The organism is Nitrospira defluvii (assembly GCF_905220995.1).
Classification (GTDB): domain Bacteria; phylum Nitrospirota; class Nitrospiria; order Nitrospirales; family Nitrospiraceae; genus Nitrospira_A; species Nitrospira_A defluvii_C.
Window position 1 is genome coordinate 339,574 of the sequence record NZ_CAJNBJ010000002.1, and the last position, 16,334, is coordinate 355,907.

Sequence of the window (16,334 nt, forward strand, 5' to 3'; positions counted from 1 at the left end):
CTTGAAGGCACTTCGTCTCGACCAACTCAGATCGAGCATGTCGCAATTGCCTTTCTCTTGCGACGCATTAAAATAATACAAAAACTATATTGAATGATGCAACTCTTTTGTTATATAGTCGACTCATGATCGATGCACGACAACGGCGGTGGGTAAGACGACTTGAGGTTCCAGGGATACCGAGCAGGAGGAACCGTCATGAAAGAAGCCATCGGCATTGACCACGTCACCTTGTGCGTAAACAATCTGGCAGCCACACGTTATCTCTTCACGCACATTCTCGGATTTCATGTCACCTGGGCCGCGCAGGATGTGGGAAGCGACAAGTCCTCCATGGACACCGTCGTCGTCCAGAGGGGCGATGCGAAGATCGCCTTGATGCAGGGGCGAAACAAAGAGCAGAAGTCCCAGATCTGCGAGTTCATCGAGAAATATGGCGAGGGCGTCCAACATATCGCGCTTGAAGTCGACGATATCGACGCAGTGTGCCGCGAATGGGAAGCTCAGGGCGTCAGGTTCAGCGGGGATATTAAAGACGGGAGGGACGGGTTTGGGCCGCTGAGACAACGCTTTACGTATCCCCTGTTCCCCGGGTGCGGACTCTTCCTCGAATTGACTCAGCGGCAGCACGGGTTAGAGGAATCCAAAACGTTCGTACGAGCGACCGTCGAGGCGCTCTATCGGGATATCGAGCGAGATCAAACGAGAGGAATAACACGCACGATCGTCGACTACGAGACCTTGCCGCTTCCGTTTGAAACGGCTGAGGCCACATCTCTTCAGCACGCATCCTGAAACATCGAGCCACACCTGAGCAGTCAGGAGGTTCCCGATGTATCTGGTGAGACAAGGCGCCGCCCCCGGCCAGGCCCACGTGGGCATCCCCGAGGGCCTGTACGAGGAAGAGCACGGTCGGCAGGGATTCTCCGGCCCTTCCTCGCATCTCTATCACCGTCGTCCTCCGACCGAATGGAGCAGGATCGAAGGGCCTCTGCGACCACGAGCCTGTACCTGCACCGAATTACCGACCCCCGATCAACGCACACCCGACGGGCGACCGGTCACGATTCTCCAAAGCGCTGATGCGCGCGTACGCATCTCTCGACGGCGAAGCACGATGACACATTTCGTGCGCAATGCCGGCGGCGACGAAATCGTCTTCGTCCACCAGGGGCAGGGACGCTTCGAAACCGACTATGGCCTGTTACCCTACGAGCCAGGCGACTATCTCGTCATCCCGAAAGGCACTACGTATAGAGTGCATGTCGAGTCGGCACAGGGCGAGGGCCTCTTCCTGATCGTTGAAACCAGGGCGCCGGTCACCCTGCCTGAACGGGGTCCGCTCGGTCGGCATGCGCTGTTTGATCCTGGCGTCATCATGGTACCGGAACTCGGTCCGCCGCCGGAGGATTCGAAGAGCAGGCGGGAATGGGAGGTGTGTATTACGCGCGACGGGGAAGAGACCCGCGTCATCTATCCCTACTATCCCATGGATGTCGTCGGCTGGAAGGGCGACCTGTGGGCGGCGAAATTGAACGTCCGTGACTTTCGCCCTGTCATCAGCCCACGCTATCACCTTCCTCCCAGCGTGCATGCCACGTTTCAAGCAGGGGGACTCATGATCTCCACGTTTGCGCCACGACCCTTGGAGACCGATCCCCAGGCGCTGCGCGTGCCGTTCTACCACCGCAATATGGATTATGACGAAGTCCTGTTCTATCACCGGGGAGAATTCTTCAGCCGGGCGGGCATTCGGGCCGGCATGTTGACGCTGCATCCCCAGGGCATTCATCACGGGCCACATCCTCAGGCCGTGGCCGCCAGCAAAACGAAAGACCAGACCAGCGAAGTCGCCGTCATGATCGAGTCTCGACAGCCCTTCGCGGTGACATCGGAATTTGAAACGATCGAACTCAAAGATTACGCCATGAGTTGGAGTCGTCCATGAAACTCATGAGCTTCAATGTCCCCACCCCCGTCGGCACTTTCACCAGAATCGGCGCAGGCCTGGGACAGGTTATCATTGATCTCAACATGGCCTATGCCCGCCGACTGGCCGATCAGGGGGAACCGCAGCCCCGCCGCCTGGCCGATGCGCAGCTCCCCTCAACCATGTCGGAGTTTTTGGCGGGCGGCGCCTCCGCCATGAACGCGGCACGGGAGGCGTTGACCCATGCGGTGCACCTGGGCGCATTCGCCACAGGCCCGGCCGGTGAAACAATTTCGTATGATCCCGGCACCGTATCCCTGACTGCTCCGCTTCCCACTCCGTCATCCCTGCGCGACTTCATCGCCTTCGAAGACCACATTGCCGCCACTTCCAAACGGCGGGGCCAACCGATTCCGCCTGAATGGTACAAGGCCCCCGTCTACTACAAAGGCAATCACCGGACGATCATCGGGCCTGACCAACGGCTGCGTTGGCCATTGCGGACACAGAAACTGGACTACGAGCTCGAGCTGGCCTGCATCATCGGTCGCACAGGCATGAATATCTCCGAGCGTGACGCATCCGGATACATTGCCGGCTACACGATTATGAATGACTTCAGCGCGAGGGATATTCAATTTCAGGAGATGGCCTGTCGCCTCGGTCCCGCCAAGGGAAAAGACTTCGCGACGGCGATCGGCCCCTGCATCGTGACACCCGAAGACATCCCGGATCTCGCCGCCCTGGAGATGATCGCCCGCATCAACGGAGAAGTCTGGTCGCGGGGACGGTTCGGTTCGATTCACTGGTCATTCCCGCAGATGATTGAGCATGTGTCTCGGGACGAAACGATTTATCCCGGGGATCTGCTGGGCTCCGGCACGGTCGGCGGCGGCTGCGGCTTGGAGTTGGATCGCTACCTCAAACCGGGAGACGTCGTTGAATTGGAAATCCAACCGATCGGCATCCTTCGCACCACGATTGCGGCGCCGGACGAGAGGAGCGCGTGACCATCATGCTGCCATCCATCGACAAACCCGCGGATGCCGCCACTCTGGAGCTGGTGGAACGGCAGAGAACGCTCTATGAAGGGCCCGAGATCGACAGCAGACTCGATCACCTCATTCGCGAGACCCCGCACCCCACGTTGTCGTCCCGGGATATCCAGCAACTGCTGCGTAGCTCCCGGGCCCTGTACTTCGACAGCCATGTCGAGGTGGTCTCCGGTCACCACACGGGCGTGTACCTCCGCTTCGAATCCATTGCCCGGTTCCCGGACCTGATCACACGCATCGCCTTGAACATGGCCGAATGGATCGTGGACACGTTTGGAAACGATCCGCCGGACGGGATCATCACCACATCATCAGACGCTCGCCTGCTGGCTCAACGCACCAGCGACCTCCTCGCCACGCGGCTACCCATCCGCGTCGCCCTCACGCCGTTCAATCCACAGACGGGCAAAATCGGTACCGACATCGTCCATGGCAGCGTCTCAGCCGGGGAACGGTTCCTCGCGTTGAATGACGTGACAACGCGAGGCATGTGCGTCAACAAACTGGGGACCGTCGTCACCGATCACGGCGGACAGGTGGCGGGCATGATGGTTTTTGCCCGACGCGACAGCGGTCAGTTTCCATTGATGGCCGAACTGACCAGCACCTACCCCTTTTATTTCAGCGTCGATCTGGAGATGCCCCAGTGGGAGCCGGCTGACTGTCACCTCTGCAGGGAAAAGCAACCGCTGTTCCTCTGGAGGGATCTGCCCGCGTTGTAATAAGACCCGGGACGCCCGGGACAGGAGGAGGAGCTATGGATCAGGCATCCCTATCGCACGACATCCCGCGCAGCGACCTCCTGAACATGTACTGGTACCTCCGGCTGACGAGAAGTCTGGAGGACCGGATCAGCGCCCTCTATCGACAGGGACGCATCGTCGGCGGTGTGTACACCAGCCACGGCATGGAAGCCATTGCTGTCGGCTACGCCTCGGCATTGCAGCCCGATGATGTCATCGCCCCATTCCACCGTGATATGGGCGCCTTTCTGATTCGCGGATTCACGCCGGGGGAAATCCTTGCGCAGTACCTCGGCAAACGAACCGGCCCCACTAAAGGAAAAGACGGCAACGTCCACATGGGCGACCTGAAACGGAGGATGATCGGATTTGTCAGCCACTTGGCCGACAATCTGCCGGTCGCGGCCGGCGCCGCGCTTGCTTTCAAGATCCGGGGAGAAGCGCGCGTGGCATTTGCCGGGACCGGCGACGGGGGGACGAGCCGCGGGGATTTTCATGAAGCCATGAACTTCGCGGCGGTTCGGCGGCTCCCGGTCGTGTATTTTTGCACGAACAATCAATATGCCTACTCCACCCCGGTGCGCTATCAAATGGCGATTACGGACGTGGTCGAACGGGCGAAAGCCTATGGCATGCCGGGTGAAATTGTGGACGGCAACGATGTCGCCGCCGTTTACCTCTCCTGCCGCCGGGCCATCGCGAACGCCAGAGCGGGCAACGGACCGACCTTTCTGGAGTTTAAGACCATGCGCATGCACGGGCATTCCGAACACGACGCGGCCAAGTATGTGCCGCACGAATTGTTGGAGGAATGGAAGGCCAAAGATCCGATCCTCCGCGCAGAACGATTGCTGATGACACTCGGCTATGCAGACGAGTCCTATTTCCACGATGTGGGCGAGCGTGCCAGGAAAGAAATCGACGCCGGCACGGAGTTCGCTGAACAGAGCCCGCTCCCGGAAGGAGCTGAGACGCTGACCGGCGTATTTGCATCACTCGATGAGGTGTCGGCATGACCACCGCAACGACCACCCACGAAGTCACGTACGTCGATGCCATTTCACAGGCCCTGGACGAAGAAATGACTCGGGACGAACGGGTGTTTCTCATGGGGGAGGACATCGGCACGTACGGCGGGGCGTTCAAGGTGACGAAAGGCCTCCTGCAGAAATACGGCGAATGGCGCGTGCTTGATACGCCCCTGTCGGAATCCGGTTTCGTCGGAGCGGCAATCGGCGCGGCCATGATGGGATTACGTCCGGTCGTCGAGATGCAGTTTGCGGACTTCATTTCCTGCGCCTTCGATCAGATCACCGAAGTCGCGGCCAAAAACCACTATCGGTGGGGCGCAGCGGTGCCCCTGGTCATCCGGGCGCCTTTTGGAGGCGGTGTCCATGGTGGGCCGTTCCATTCGGAATGCCCCGAAGGCTGGTTCTTCCATTCACCGGGGCTCAAGATCGTGGCACCGTCCACGCCGTATGATGCAAAGGGCCTCTTGAAGGCCGCGATTCGCGATCCCAACCCGGTTCTCTATTTCGAACACAAGTTTCTCTATCGCCGCATCAAGGTTGTCTTGCCGCAGGAGGATTTTGTCGTGCCACTCGGCAAGGCCGAGGTGAAACGAATCGGTCGCGACCTGTCGGTCATCACATATGGGGCGATGGTGCACCTGGCGTTGGAAGCCGCGGAGTTATTGAGCAAGGAAGGCATTGACCTCGAGGTCGTGGATCTCCGCACGTTGATCCCGATCGACAAGGAGACCCTCTACGAATCGGTCCGCAAGACCAGCAAAGCCATCCTCCTGCATGAAGACAACAAGACCGGCGGCATCGGGGCCGAAATCGCCGCACTGCTGGCGGAAGAATGCTTCGACTGTCTGGACGGGCCGATCCTGCGCATCGCCCCGCCCGACACGCCGGTGCCGTTCAGTACGCCGTTGGAAGAATTCTTTCTACCTAAAGTGAGCGACATCGTCTCCGGAGCCAGGAGACTCGCGGCCTATTGAACTGGGGGTGAAGAAGCCATCGGCGTTCAGCCCTCAGCCGGAGAGTATTTCGAGGTTCTGATGTTCACCGCTGAGCGCCGAAAGCTGAGAGCTGGAGGTCGAAGTGGCAACTGATATTGTCATGCCTCAGCTAGGGGAAAGCATCGCAGAAGGGACCGTCGTCAAATGGCTGATCCCGCCAGGCGGCATGGTGGAGAAAGATCAGCCCCTGCTGGAAGTCGAAACCGAAAAAGTGGCGCTCGATATTCCATCACCCGCCACCGGTGTTCTCCGCGAGGTTCTCGTACAAGAAGGCGCGACCGTCCCGGTCGGAACCCTGCTAGCCAGGCTGGAGCATGAGCCGGTGGAAGCCGTGATGAATCGAGTGGGGGGCGTGGGGGTGCGGACGCGCCGCGCTGCGTCAGCCGGAGAGCCGCACTATTCGCCGGCGGTGAAGCAAGTCGCCCGTGACCATGCTGTCGACCTGTCGGACGTCACGGGGACCGGCGAGGGAGGGCGGATCACCAAGAAAGATGTCATGGACGCCGCCGCCAAGCGAAGGACCTCCGGGCAGAGCCACTCCGTTTCGCCGACACCACTCGCTGCTGAAGAACAACTGGTACCCCTCACCCAGATGCGTGCCACCATCGCGGAGCGGATGGTCCTCAGCCGCCGCATGTCCGCCCACGTGGCGACGTTCTTCGAGGCCGATTGCTCCGGCATCGAACAATTCCGCACCGGTCGTTCCTTCACCTACCTGCCCTTTGTCATCAGTGCCGTGACCCAGGCCTTGAAAGACGTGCCGATCGTAAACGCCTGCTGGCGCGACCAAGGCATCGTCATCAGGAAGGCCTTGCACATCGGCATTGCGGTAGCCATTGAGGACGGCCTGCTCGTTCCGGTCATTCGTCATGCCGATCGCAAGGGACTGACACAGATCGCAACAGAAGTGGCCGACCTGGCGCAACGCGCCAGAAGCAAACGCCTGGCTCCGGAGGAAGTACTAGACGGGACCTTCACCATTACCAACCACGGCGGATTCGGCAGCCTGTTCAGCACGCCGATCATCAACCAGCCCCAAGCCGCCATTCTCGGCGTGGGCGCCGTGCAGAAGCGCGCCGTCGTCATCCACGATGCCATCGCGATCCGCCCCATGTGCTACTTAAGCCTTTCCTTCGACCACCGCATCATCGATGGCGCAACGGCCGATCGCTTCATGAGCATCGTGAAACACCATTTGGAAACCAGCAACTGGGACACACGACTATGAGCACCGGACAACGGGCCGTGATCATGAGCGCGGCTCGAACCCCCATGGGCAGCTTCAACGGGGCCTTCAGTTCGATGCCCTCCCCCACCTTGGGAAGTCTCGCCATTGCCGAGGCGATCAGCCGCATCCATCTGCCCGGGGAGCAGGTCGATGAAGTGGTGATGGGCTGCGTGCTCAGCGCGGGGCTGGGCCAGGCTCCGGCCAGGCAGGCGGCAATCGGCGCCGGACTTCCCCACAAGGTCGGAGCCGTCACCGTGAACAAGGTCTGCGGCAGCAGTCTCCAGAGCGTCATCATGGCAACCAGAGCCATCGCCTTAGGAGACGCGCGCGCCATCGTGGCAGGCGGAATGGAAAACATGACCCGTGCCCCGTTTCTGTTGGAAAAGGCTCGACAGGGCTATCGGCTGGGCCATGGAGAATTGACCGACAGTCTCATCAAGGACGGGCTGTGGGATGTGTATAACCAGTTTCACATGGGCCACGCCGGGGAACGGTGTGCAGCCGCCTACCGCTTTTCCCGGCAAGAGGTGGACGACTTCGCCCTCGAAAGTTATCGCCGCGCGCGTGCAGCCATCACGTCCGGTGCGTTCACCAGAGAGATCATCCCGGTCGAAGTCCCGCAGAAAAAAGGGGCTGCGATCGTCGTCACGGACGATGAGGAGCCCAACCGGGTTGATCTCTCAAGGCTGCGGCAGCTGAAACCCGTCTTCCAGGACGACGGAGTCCTGACGGTAGGCAACTCCCCGTCCTGCAACGACGGTGCAGCGGCGCTGGTGCTCATGGCAGAGGACGAGGCTCGGCGATTGGGCCTGAGGCCGATGGCCAAGATTGCAGGATATGCGGGGGCCGCGCTCGCCCCCGAATGGTTCACCATCGCACCGATCGAGGCGATTCGCTGCCTCCTATCACAGACCGGATTGGCCCTTGGAGACATCGACCTGTTTGAGATCAACGAGGCTTTTTCCGCCGTCTCGCTCGCCATCAACCGAGAACTGGGGTTGGACACAAAGAAGGTCAACGTGAACGGCGGCGCCGTCGCGTTAGGCCATCCCATTGGCGCGACGGGGGCCAGAATTCTGACCACGCTACTGTACGCAATGGAAGCGCGGGACGCCCGCCGAGGGCTCGCGGCTCTCTGTATCGGAGGCGGCGAGGCCCTCGCGCTCATCATCGAACGATGAGGCAGAATGCACGGGAGCAGGGAGTTGAGATGACGATCGACGACGTCAAGACCATCGGTGTGGTGGGAGCGGGACAGATGGGACGCGGCATCACGCAGGTACTGGCCACCTGCGGGTGGAATGTCCTGCTGGTGGACGTGGCGGAAGAGGTGCTGGAAGAGGCCACGAAGAAACTCTGGCAGGGCGTGACGAAAGCAGTCGAAAAGGGAGCCCTGCGCGGCGATCAAGCCGGCGCGGCCATGGCCATCATCCATCCCATGCGTCACCTGCAGCGATTGCGAGAGGCGCAGGTGGTGATCGAAGCCATACCGGAGGATGCGGTCATGAAGCGGGCGCTGTTTGCCCAACTGGGCCAAGTCTGCGAGCCGTCCACGCTGCTGGCCAGCAACACCTCTTCGATTTCCATTGCGAGTCTGGGCATGGCCTCAGGTCGACCGGATCGCGTCGTCGGCCTTCATTTTATGAATCCTGTACCCGTGATGCGCCTGGTTGAAGTCGTGCGCGCCATCGGCACCTCGGAGCAGACCTTGCACCTCGCTCTGGACCTGGTCCGACGGGCAGGGAAAATTCCGGTTGTCTGCAAAGACTTCCCCGGATTCATCGTCAATCGTGTTCTGATTCCCATGATCAACGAAGCCATCTTCGCGCTGGAGGACGGCGTGGCGACAGCGGAGGAAATCGACCTGGCCATGGTGGAAGGGACGCACCATCCCGTAGGTCCCCTTGCATTGGCGGACCGGATCGGTCTGGATACGGTGCTCGCCATCTGCGAGGTCTTGCACCAGGACCTTGGCGATCCGAAGTTTCGCCCCTGTCCCCTGTTGCGGAAATACGTGGAAGCCGGCTGGCTCGGCAGGAAAAGCGGGCATGGATTCTATCTTCATGGAGAGCAGCCCGCGATGCAGATGCCCTGACGTTCCAGGCAGTACGCTGGAGGGCCGCGTCATGAGTGAGCGGACATCTCGATTCACCTCCCTCTCCGGTCTCTCGATCGAACCGGTCTACACACCGGACCACCTCAAAGACTGGCATGCCGATCAGGATCTCGGCCTCCCGGGCACCTTTCCTTACACCCGCGGCATCCATCCGACCATGTATCGTGGCCGCCTTTGGACGATGCGGCAATTCGCCGGCTTCGGCTCGGCAGAGGATACCAACCGGCGCTTCCACTACTTACTTCATCAAGGCCAAACCGGACTGAGTGTGGCCTTCGACTTGCCGACGTTGATGGGACTCGACTCGGATGATCCACGAGCACAGGGCGAAGTGGGCCATTGCGGCGTGGCAATTTCTTCACTTGCCGACATGGAACGACTCTTCGACGGGATCCCGCTCGATCAGGTCACGACCTCGATGACGATCAACGGGCCGGCTGCCGTGCTCTTCGCCATGTACCTCGCCGTTGCCCAGAAACGCGGCATTCCGTTTTCGCAACTCGGCGGAACCATCCAAAACGACATCCTGAAGGAATATATCGCGCAAAAGGAGTGGCTCTTCCCTCCGGAACCCCATATGGCATTGATCGTCGACACGATCGCCTACTGCGCCGCCCATGTGCCGAAATGGCATCCGATCAGTATCAGCGGCTATCACATCCGTGAAGCCGGTTCGACGGCTGTCCAGGAACTCGCTTTTACTCTGTACGACGGGCTGACATACGTGGACGCCGCCGTGAAGGCCGGGCTCGATGTCGACGCATTCGCCCCGCAATTGTCGTTCTTCTTCAACGTCCACAACGACTTCTTTGAGGAGATCGCCAAGTTCCGTGCGGCTCGACGACTGTGGGCGCGTGAAATGGAACGGCGTTATCATCCGAAGAACCCGCGCTCGCTCCAGCTCCGTTGCCATGCACAGACCGCCGGATGCTCCCTCACCGCTCAGCAACCGATGAATAACGTCGTGCGGACCAGCCTCCAGGCATTGGCAGCGGTGCTGGGTGGCACCCAGTCGCTCCATACGAACTCGATGGACGAATCCCTGGCACTGCCCACGGAAGAGGCGGTGACACTCGCCCTGAGAACCCAACAAATCATTGCCGCCGAGAGCGAAACCGTGAACACCGTCGATCCCCTGGGCGGATCGTATTTTGTCGAATCGTTGACGAATCGTCTGGAAGCAGGGGCACAAGACTATTTTCGCCGGTTGGACGCTATGGGGGGCATGATTCGAGCCATCGAACGTGGCTATCCGCAGCGCGAGATACTTGACGCGTCGCAACGGTATCAGCGGGAGCTCGAACGAGGCGAGCGGAGTCTGGTCGGCGTCACCAAATATGTGGAGAACACTCAACGGCCGATTCCCATTTTACGGATCGGTCCCGAGGTGGAACAGGAGCAGGTGGCGCGGCTGTCCGATCTGCGCAAATCACGCGATCCTTTCCGAATGGCCGGCGCGTTAGAGGAAGTGCAGGAGACGGCAGCCTGCCATCAGAATCTCATGCCCGCGCTCATTGAGGCGGTCCTGGCGAAAGCGACGGTGGGCGAGATCTGCAGCGCATTACGCGAGGTGTATGGAACCTACCGCGAACCGGTGGTGTTGTGAGGCGGCGGTCACCAGACGCTGCCGAACAGGCTCAACGCGGCGCTCACAAGCCCTCGTTGGACCGGCGTAGCCAGAGGCATCCTGGTCGTCACCGCTGAAACACAGGTAAACATGAGACCCGGGAGCATAGGAGGATCTGTGGGACATGAAACTCGGAGCGTTTGAGATCTATCCCGTGACGGACGGCCGGTTTCGATTGGACGGCGGGGCTATGTTCGGCGTCGTCCCGAAAACGCTCTGGGAACGATGCTGCCCCGCGGATGACCTCAACCGCATTCCGCTGAGCCTGACCTGTCTGTTGATCAACGCGCACGGCAAACATGTCCTGGTGGATACAGGGCTCGGCGACAAGGAAGATGCCAAATTCCAGTCGATTTTTGCGGTCGAGCGCAGGCCGACGTTACGCGAATCCCTCGCACAACGGGGCCTCAGCCCTGACGACATCCATTTGGTGGTAAACACGCATCTGCACTTCGACCATGCGGGAGGCAACACCGTTACAGCAGAAGCCCAGATTGTGAAACCGGCTTTTCCAAAAGCAGCCTATTGCGTTCAACTGGGAGAATACGAAGACGCGGTCCAGGCTAATGAACGGACGAGGGCCAGTTATCGCCACGACAATTTAACCCCCGTCTCCCATGCCGGACAGTGGGAATTTATCCGGGGAGACACGGAACTCCTTCCCGGCATCACCGCCGTGGTCACCGCCGGGCATACCCGATACCATCAAAGTGTGAAAGTGGAGTCCGATGGAGAGACCGCATTTTTTCTGGGTGATCTCATCCCCACCGTCTCGCATCTGCCTCTTCCCTACATCATGGGATACGACCTCAACCCGGTCCGGACCCTGGACACGAAACGGTTGGTCCTGGAGCAAGCCGTGGCAGAGCATTGGTTGTTGATCTTTGAACATGATCCCTTGGTCCAAGCCGGTCATATCCGAAAGACAGCCGAAGGACGATATGTGCTGGAGGAGGTGCGGCTATGGCAATAGCAGCGGCCCCCCTGCGGGTTTTGATCGGGAAAGTCGGACTGGACGGACATGACCGAGGCGTCAAACTCGTGGCACGCGCCCTCCGGGATGCCGGTGTCGAGATCATTTATACCGGGCTTCACCAGACTCCGGAGCAGGTTGTGGCCACCGCCATCCAGGAGGATGTCCATGCCATCGGCCTCAGCATCCATTCCGGCGCGCATAACTCGCTGTTTCCCCGGGTGCTGCACCTGCTGCGGGAACGGGGTGCCGGGGACATCGCCCTATTCGGCGGAGGGATCATCCCCGATGAGGATGTGCCGCGGCTGAAGGCGGCCGGTGTACAGATGTTATTTCGACCCGCGACACCGATGCAGGACATCCTGGACTTTGTGAAGGGGCTCCACGTCAAACACTGAGGAGCACACCTATGCGTGCGCTGAACACCGCCGTGAATCGTGACTCCGAAGAATTCCTCCATAACCGGTCGTATTACGAACAGCTGTCGGCCGACTTGCAGAAGCATCTCGCGCTCTCGCAGGCGGGCGGCCCGGCCGATGCGGTGGCGCTGCAGAAGCAACGCGGTAAGCTGACCGCACGCGAACGGATCACCGCCCTGCTCGATCCGGGCTCGCCCTGGCTCGAACTGAGCCCCCTCGCCGCCTTCGGCCTTTACGATAATCACGTGCCCTCTGCCGGGATCATCACCGGCATCGGTTCCGTGTCCGGACGGTTCTGCGTCATTACGGCCAACGACGCCACCGTCAAAGGCGGCACCTATTTTCCCTTGACTATCAAAAAGCACTTGCGGGCACAAGAGATCGCGCTGGAGAACCGTCTCCCGTCGATTTACCTCGTCGACTCAGGCGGCGTGTTCCTACCCTTGCAGGCGGAGGTCTTCGCCGACAAGGAGCATTTCGGGCGGATCTTCTTTAACCAGGCCCGCATGTCCGCGGCCGGCATCCCGCAGATTGCCGTCGTCATGGGCATGTGCACGGCCGGCGGCGCCTATGTCCCGGCGATGTGCGACGAAAACATCATCGTCAAGGGCACCGGGACTATTTATCTGGCCGGACCACCGCTCGTGAAGGCCGCGACCGGTGAGGAGGTCACCAGCGAGGAACTCGGCGGAGCCGACCTCCACACGCGCCTGTCGGGTGTCAGCGACCACTTGGCGGAACACGATCTCGACGCGCTTGAACTCTGTCGTGCCTCAGTCGCCACATTGGGGCGCCGGCCGCCGAACATCAGGCGCGAGCGCATCGATGAGCCGCTGTATCCGGCCGGCGACCTCTATGGAATTATTCCCCGCAATCCCCGCCAGGCCTGGGACATTCGCGAGGTCATGGCACGCCTCGTGGACGGGAGCCGCTGGCATGAGTTCAAGGCGCGATATGGACCGACGCTGGTCTGCGGCTTCGCCCATTGGATGGGCCATTTGATCGGCATCGTCGCCAATAACGGCGTGCTGCTCCCAGAGTCTTCGCTGAAAGGCGCGCATTTCGTCCAACTCTGTTCGCAGCGCCGGATTCCCTTGTTGTTTCTCCAGAACATCACCGGGTTCATGGTCGGCAAGGAGTACGAAGGCAAAGGCATCATCAAGGACGGGGCCAAGATGGTGCAGGCGGTGGCCACCGCGGACGTGCCCAAATTGACCCTCGTCGTCGGGGCCTCCCACGGGGCCGGCAATTACGCCATGTGCGGCCGAGCGTACGGGCCGCGATTCCTCTTTACCTGGCCCAACGCCAGGATCTCGGTCATGGGCGCACAACAGGCTGCCCAGGTTCTGGTCACGGTGAAGCAGCAGCAACGGGCACGGGACCGCTCCCCCTTATCCGACGACGAACGGCGGCGGATCACTGATTCCACCGTGCAGCAATTTGAACAGGAAGGGAGCCCCTATTTCAGCAGCGCCCATCTGTGGGATGACGGCATCCTTGATCCCATGGAGACGCGCAGGGTGATAGGGATCTGTCTCGACATTGCAACAGCGGCACCAAGCAAAGACAGTCGGGCGCCGGTGTTCCGCATGTAGACCGGCGCACCCCGGGGAGGACGCCATGCGGCGATTCGCAACCCTCATGGTTGAATCACAGGGCACGATGGCCAGAATTACGCTCAACCGTCCGCAGCGGCGCAATGCCTTCGACAGTGTGATGGTGGCCGAACTCGGGCAGGCCTTTGAGACCCTGGAACAGGAACCCACGTTGAGAGGCATCGTGTTGGCTGCGGCTGGTTCCGTGTTCTGCGCCGGAGCCGACATTCGCTGGATGCAGGCAGAATCGCCCGTCTCCGAGGCCCACGCCAGGAATGATGCGCAACAGCTGACGTGCATGCTCCGTGCGGTCGATCACTGTATTTGCCCGGTCATCGCAAGGGTGCAGGGGCCGGCCTTCGGAGGCGGACTCGGTCTGCTGGCAGCCTGCGATATCGTCGTGGCGTCGGAGGATGCGACGTTTGCGCTGAGCGAAACCACACTCGGATTGATCCCGGCGGTCATCGCTCCATTGCTGCTGCGGAAAGCCGGGGTGTCCTTTCTCCGACGGTATGGTCTGACCGGCGAGAGGTTCGACGCCGCCACGGCCCGGCGGTTCCTGTTGGTGCATGACATTGTTCCACCGCATGCGCTTGACGATCGCATCGCCGAACTGTCGGACGCCATCATGAGGCTGGCTCCTCGCGCAGTCAGGGACAGCAAAGTCCTTTTTCGTCGCATGCCGGCCTTGACCGATCACGACTGCTGGTCTCTCGGCGTGGATGTGAACGCGAGCGCTCGCAGTGGACCGGAAGCCGCGGAAGGCCTCTCGGCATTTATCAACAAGCGGTTGCCGTCCTGGGCTCAGACATCCGGGCGGCAAACGGAGGAGGCGAGTACGTCGGAACATGGCTCTCTCCGGAACACATGACCTGCGTCGGTCGTCCGTCCGCATTATCGAGGTCTCCCCGCGCGACGGATTGCAGCACGAGTCCACCTTTCTGCCCACGGCGCGGAAGATTGCCCTGATCAACGCCCTATCGCGAACCGGCGTAGCGGAGATCGAGGCCGGCTCGTTCGTCTCCCCCACGGCCATTCCGCAGTTAGCGGATGCAGACGAAGTCTTCCGGAGCATCGAACGCCTCCCCGGTGTCACCTATTCGGCCCTGGTGCCGAACGCGCGCGGCTTCGAGCGGGCCCGAGCCGCAGCCGTCACCAAGATTGCCTTGTTCACCGCCGCTTCGGACAGTTTCACCCGGCACAACATCAAAGCCACGGTCGATGAATCACTGATGCGGTTTGGGCCGATCGTCAGAGCAGCCAAACGTGACGATATGTTGGTGCGCGCCTACATCTCCACCGTCGTGTTCTGTCCCTATGAAGGACGTATCGCGCCGCCGCGCGTCCTGGATGTCATGAAACAACTGCTCGATCTCGGCGTGGATGAGCTGTCCTTGGGCGAAACCGTCGGCAAGGCCGCACCATCTGACCTCCGAATGTTACTGGATACCGTGATCCCCCACATCGACCCGGCCCGGTTGTCGCTGCATTGTCACGACACCTATGGCATGGGGATCGCGAATATCCTCACGGCCTGGGACGAATATGGACTCACGGCCTTTGACTGTTCGGCTGGAGGTCTGGGTGGTTGCCCCTATGCGCCGGGCGCCTCCGGCAATGTGGCGACGGAAGATGTGGTCTTTGCTCTGAAAGCCTCCGGCGCGGTGGTGCCGGTCGATGAACGGCTGGTGGCAGCTTGCGCGCAACAGTTGGCCGAATCGCTACGGCGTCCGCTCAGCTCCCGACTTTCTTACGTGCCGCGCCATTGCGAGCCAGCGGCAACGGTAAAGGTGTGATGTGGACCAGGCCTGTCTCGATCGATCGTTCATGCGGCTCGAAGCCGAGACCCTGGCAGATCAGATCGCAAGGGGTGAGATTCGGGCCATCGCGCGCGTCATGTCACTCATTGAAAACCGGGACCCGGTCGGAACGGCAGTCCTGGCGCAACTCACGCCTTCGCGTACGCAGGCTTCGGTGATCGGCATAACCGGATATCCTGGAACCGGGAAGAGCACGTTGATTGATCAACTCATCACCGCCTACCGGCGACTCGGACAGAAGGTCGGTGTGTTGGCGGTCGATATCAGCAGTCCCATCACGGGTGGTGCGATATTGGGCGACCGCATCCGGATGCAGCAGCATGCAAATGATCCCATGGTCTTCATCCGGAGCATGGCGACACGCGGGCACCAGGGTGGGCTCGCAGGCACCACCGGTGAGGCGCTCCGGGTGCTGAAGGCGGCAGCCTATGATGTGATGCTGATCGAAACGGTCGGCGTCGGGCAGAACGAACTGGAAATCGTGCAGATCGCTCCTATCGTGGTCGCGGTGGTGGCACCGGGGCTCGGTGACGAGATCCAGGCCATGAAGGCGGGGTTACTGGAGGTCGCAGACATTGTCGTCATGAACAAGGCCGATCATGACGGCGCCGACCGCACCATGCGAGATCTACGCGAACAGTGCCGGACGGTGCTTCGGACCGTCGCCCATACAGGCGAAGGCATCTCGGAATTGATCGCCGTCATCGCGGAATACCGACGAGTCCAGGACCTTAACGGGCCGAGATGGGGCAAGCCTGCGGAACGCCCCATGCACCCTGGAGCAACAAGCGGAAGCTAGGAG

At 60.8% G+C, this 16,334-nt stretch carries 16 protein-coding genes; all 16 read left to right on the forward strand.

What is annotated here, in order from left to right:
• The first annotated feature begins 198 nt into the window (after positions 1–198).
• The 16 genes from KJA79_RS08885 to meaB all read left to right on the forward strand — a co-directional run bounded on the left by KJA79_RS08885 (position 199) and on the right by meaB (position 16,331).
• The gene (locus tag KJA79_RS08885; protein ID WP_213041681.1) at positions 199–795 is read left to right on the forward strand and encodes a VOC family protein; all 597 of its coding nucleotides are present in this window, start codon (positions 199–201) and stop codon (positions 793–795) included.
• Between the two features lie 37 nt (positions 796–832).
• The gene (locus KJA79_RS08890) at positions 833–1,948 is read left to right on the forward strand and encodes a homogentisate 1,2-dioxygenase (RefSeq protein ID WP_213041682.1); all 1,116 of its coding nucleotides are present in this window, start codon (positions 833–835) and stop codon (positions 1,946–1,948) included.
• Positions 1,945–2,940 (forward strand): fumarylacetoacetate hydrolase family protein, encoded by a 996-nt coding sequence (locus KJA79_RS08895; protein WP_213041683.1) that lies wholly within the window; start codon positions 1,945–1,947, stop codon positions 2,938–2,940. The genes KJA79_RS08890 and KJA79_RS08895 overlap by 4 nt, the downstream gene beginning before the upstream one ends.
• Before the next feature lie 5 nt (positions 2,941–2,945).
• Positions 2,946–3,707, forward strand: coding sequence for a hypothetical protein (locus tag KJA79_RS08900; RefSeq protein ID WP_213041684.1), 762 nt, complete (start codon positions 2,946–2,948; stop codon positions 3,705–3,707).
• 35 nt (positions 3,708–3,742) lie between these two features.
• Positions 3,743–4,744, forward strand: a complete 1,002-nt coding sequence (locus KJA79_RS08905) for a thiamine pyrophosphate-dependent dehydrogenase E1 component subunit alpha (protein ID WP_213041685.1) — start codon at positions 3,743–3,745, stop codon at positions 4,742–4,744.
• Complete coding sequence (locus KJA79_RS08910) at positions 4,741–5,733, forward strand: alpha-ketoacid dehydrogenase subunit beta (RefSeq protein ID WP_213041686.1); 993 nt, start codon at positions 4,741–4,743, stop codon at positions 5,731–5,733. Before KJA79_RS08905 ends, KJA79_RS08910 begins: the two co-directional genes overlap by 4 nt.
• A gap of 103 nt (positions 5,734–5,836) precedes the next feature.
• Positions 5,837–6,982: a dihydrolipoamide acetyltransferase family protein gene (locus tag KJA79_RS08915; RefSeq protein WP_213041687.1), complete on the forward strand. Its 1,146-nt coding sequence runs from the start codon at positions 5,837–5,839 to the stop codon at positions 6,980–6,982.
• A complete protein-coding gene (locus KJA79_RS08920) occupies positions 6,979–8,163 on the forward strand; it encodes a thiolase family protein (protein ID WP_213041688.1) in 1,185 nt (394 codons plus the stop codon). The genes KJA79_RS08915 and KJA79_RS08920 overlap by 4 nt, the downstream gene beginning before the upstream one ends.
• Positions 8,164–8,192: 29 nt before the next feature.
• Entirely contained in the window at positions 8,193–9,077 is an 885-nt protein-coding gene (locus tag KJA79_RS08925; RefSeq protein ID WP_213041689.1) for a 3-hydroxyacyl-CoA dehydrogenase family protein, read from the forward strand.
• A gap of 31 nt (positions 9,078–9,108) precedes the next feature.
• Positions 9,109–10,704, forward strand: a complete 1,596-nt coding sequence (locus tag KJA79_RS08930) for an acyl-CoA mutase large subunit family protein (protein ID WP_213041690.1) — start codon at positions 9,109–9,111, stop codon at positions 10,702–10,704.
• A gap of 145 nt (positions 10,705–10,849) precedes the next feature.
• Entirely contained in the window at positions 10,850–11,698 is an 849-nt protein-coding gene (locus tag KJA79_RS08935) for an MBL fold metallo-hydrolase (RefSeq protein WP_213041691.1), read from the forward strand.
• Positions 11,689–12,096, forward strand: a complete 408-nt coding sequence (locus tag KJA79_RS08940) for a cobalamin B12-binding domain-containing protein (protein ID WP_213041692.1) — start codon at positions 11,689–11,691, stop codon at positions 12,094–12,096. The genes KJA79_RS08935 and KJA79_RS08940 overlap by 10 nt, the downstream gene beginning before the upstream one ends.
• Positions 12,097–12,107: 11 nt before the next feature.
• On the forward strand, positions 12,108–13,712 hold the full coding sequence (locus KJA79_RS08945) for a carboxyl transferase domain-containing protein (protein ID WP_213041693.1): 1,605 nt from the start codon (positions 12,108–12,110) through the stop codon (positions 13,710–13,712).
• Positions 13,713–13,737: 25 nt separating this feature from the next.
• On the forward strand, positions 13,738–14,583 hold the full coding sequence (locus KJA79_RS08950) for an enoyl-CoA hydratase-related protein (protein ID WP_213041694.1): 846 nt from the start codon (positions 13,738–13,740) through the stop codon (positions 14,581–14,583).
• Entirely contained in the window at positions 14,561–15,508 is a 948-nt protein-coding gene (locus KJA79_RS08955; RefSeq protein ID WP_213041695.1) for a hydroxymethylglutaryl-CoA lyase, read from the forward strand. Before KJA79_RS08950 ends, KJA79_RS08955 begins: the two co-directional genes overlap by 23 nt.
• A gap of 1 nt (position 15,509) precedes the next feature.
• A complete protein-coding gene (meaB, locus tag KJA79_RS08960) occupies positions 15,510–16,331 on the forward strand; it encodes a methylmalonyl Co-A mutase-associated GTPase MeaB (protein WP_213041696.1) in 822 nt (273 codons plus the stop codon).
• Positions 16,332–16,334 lie beyond the last annotated feature (3 nt).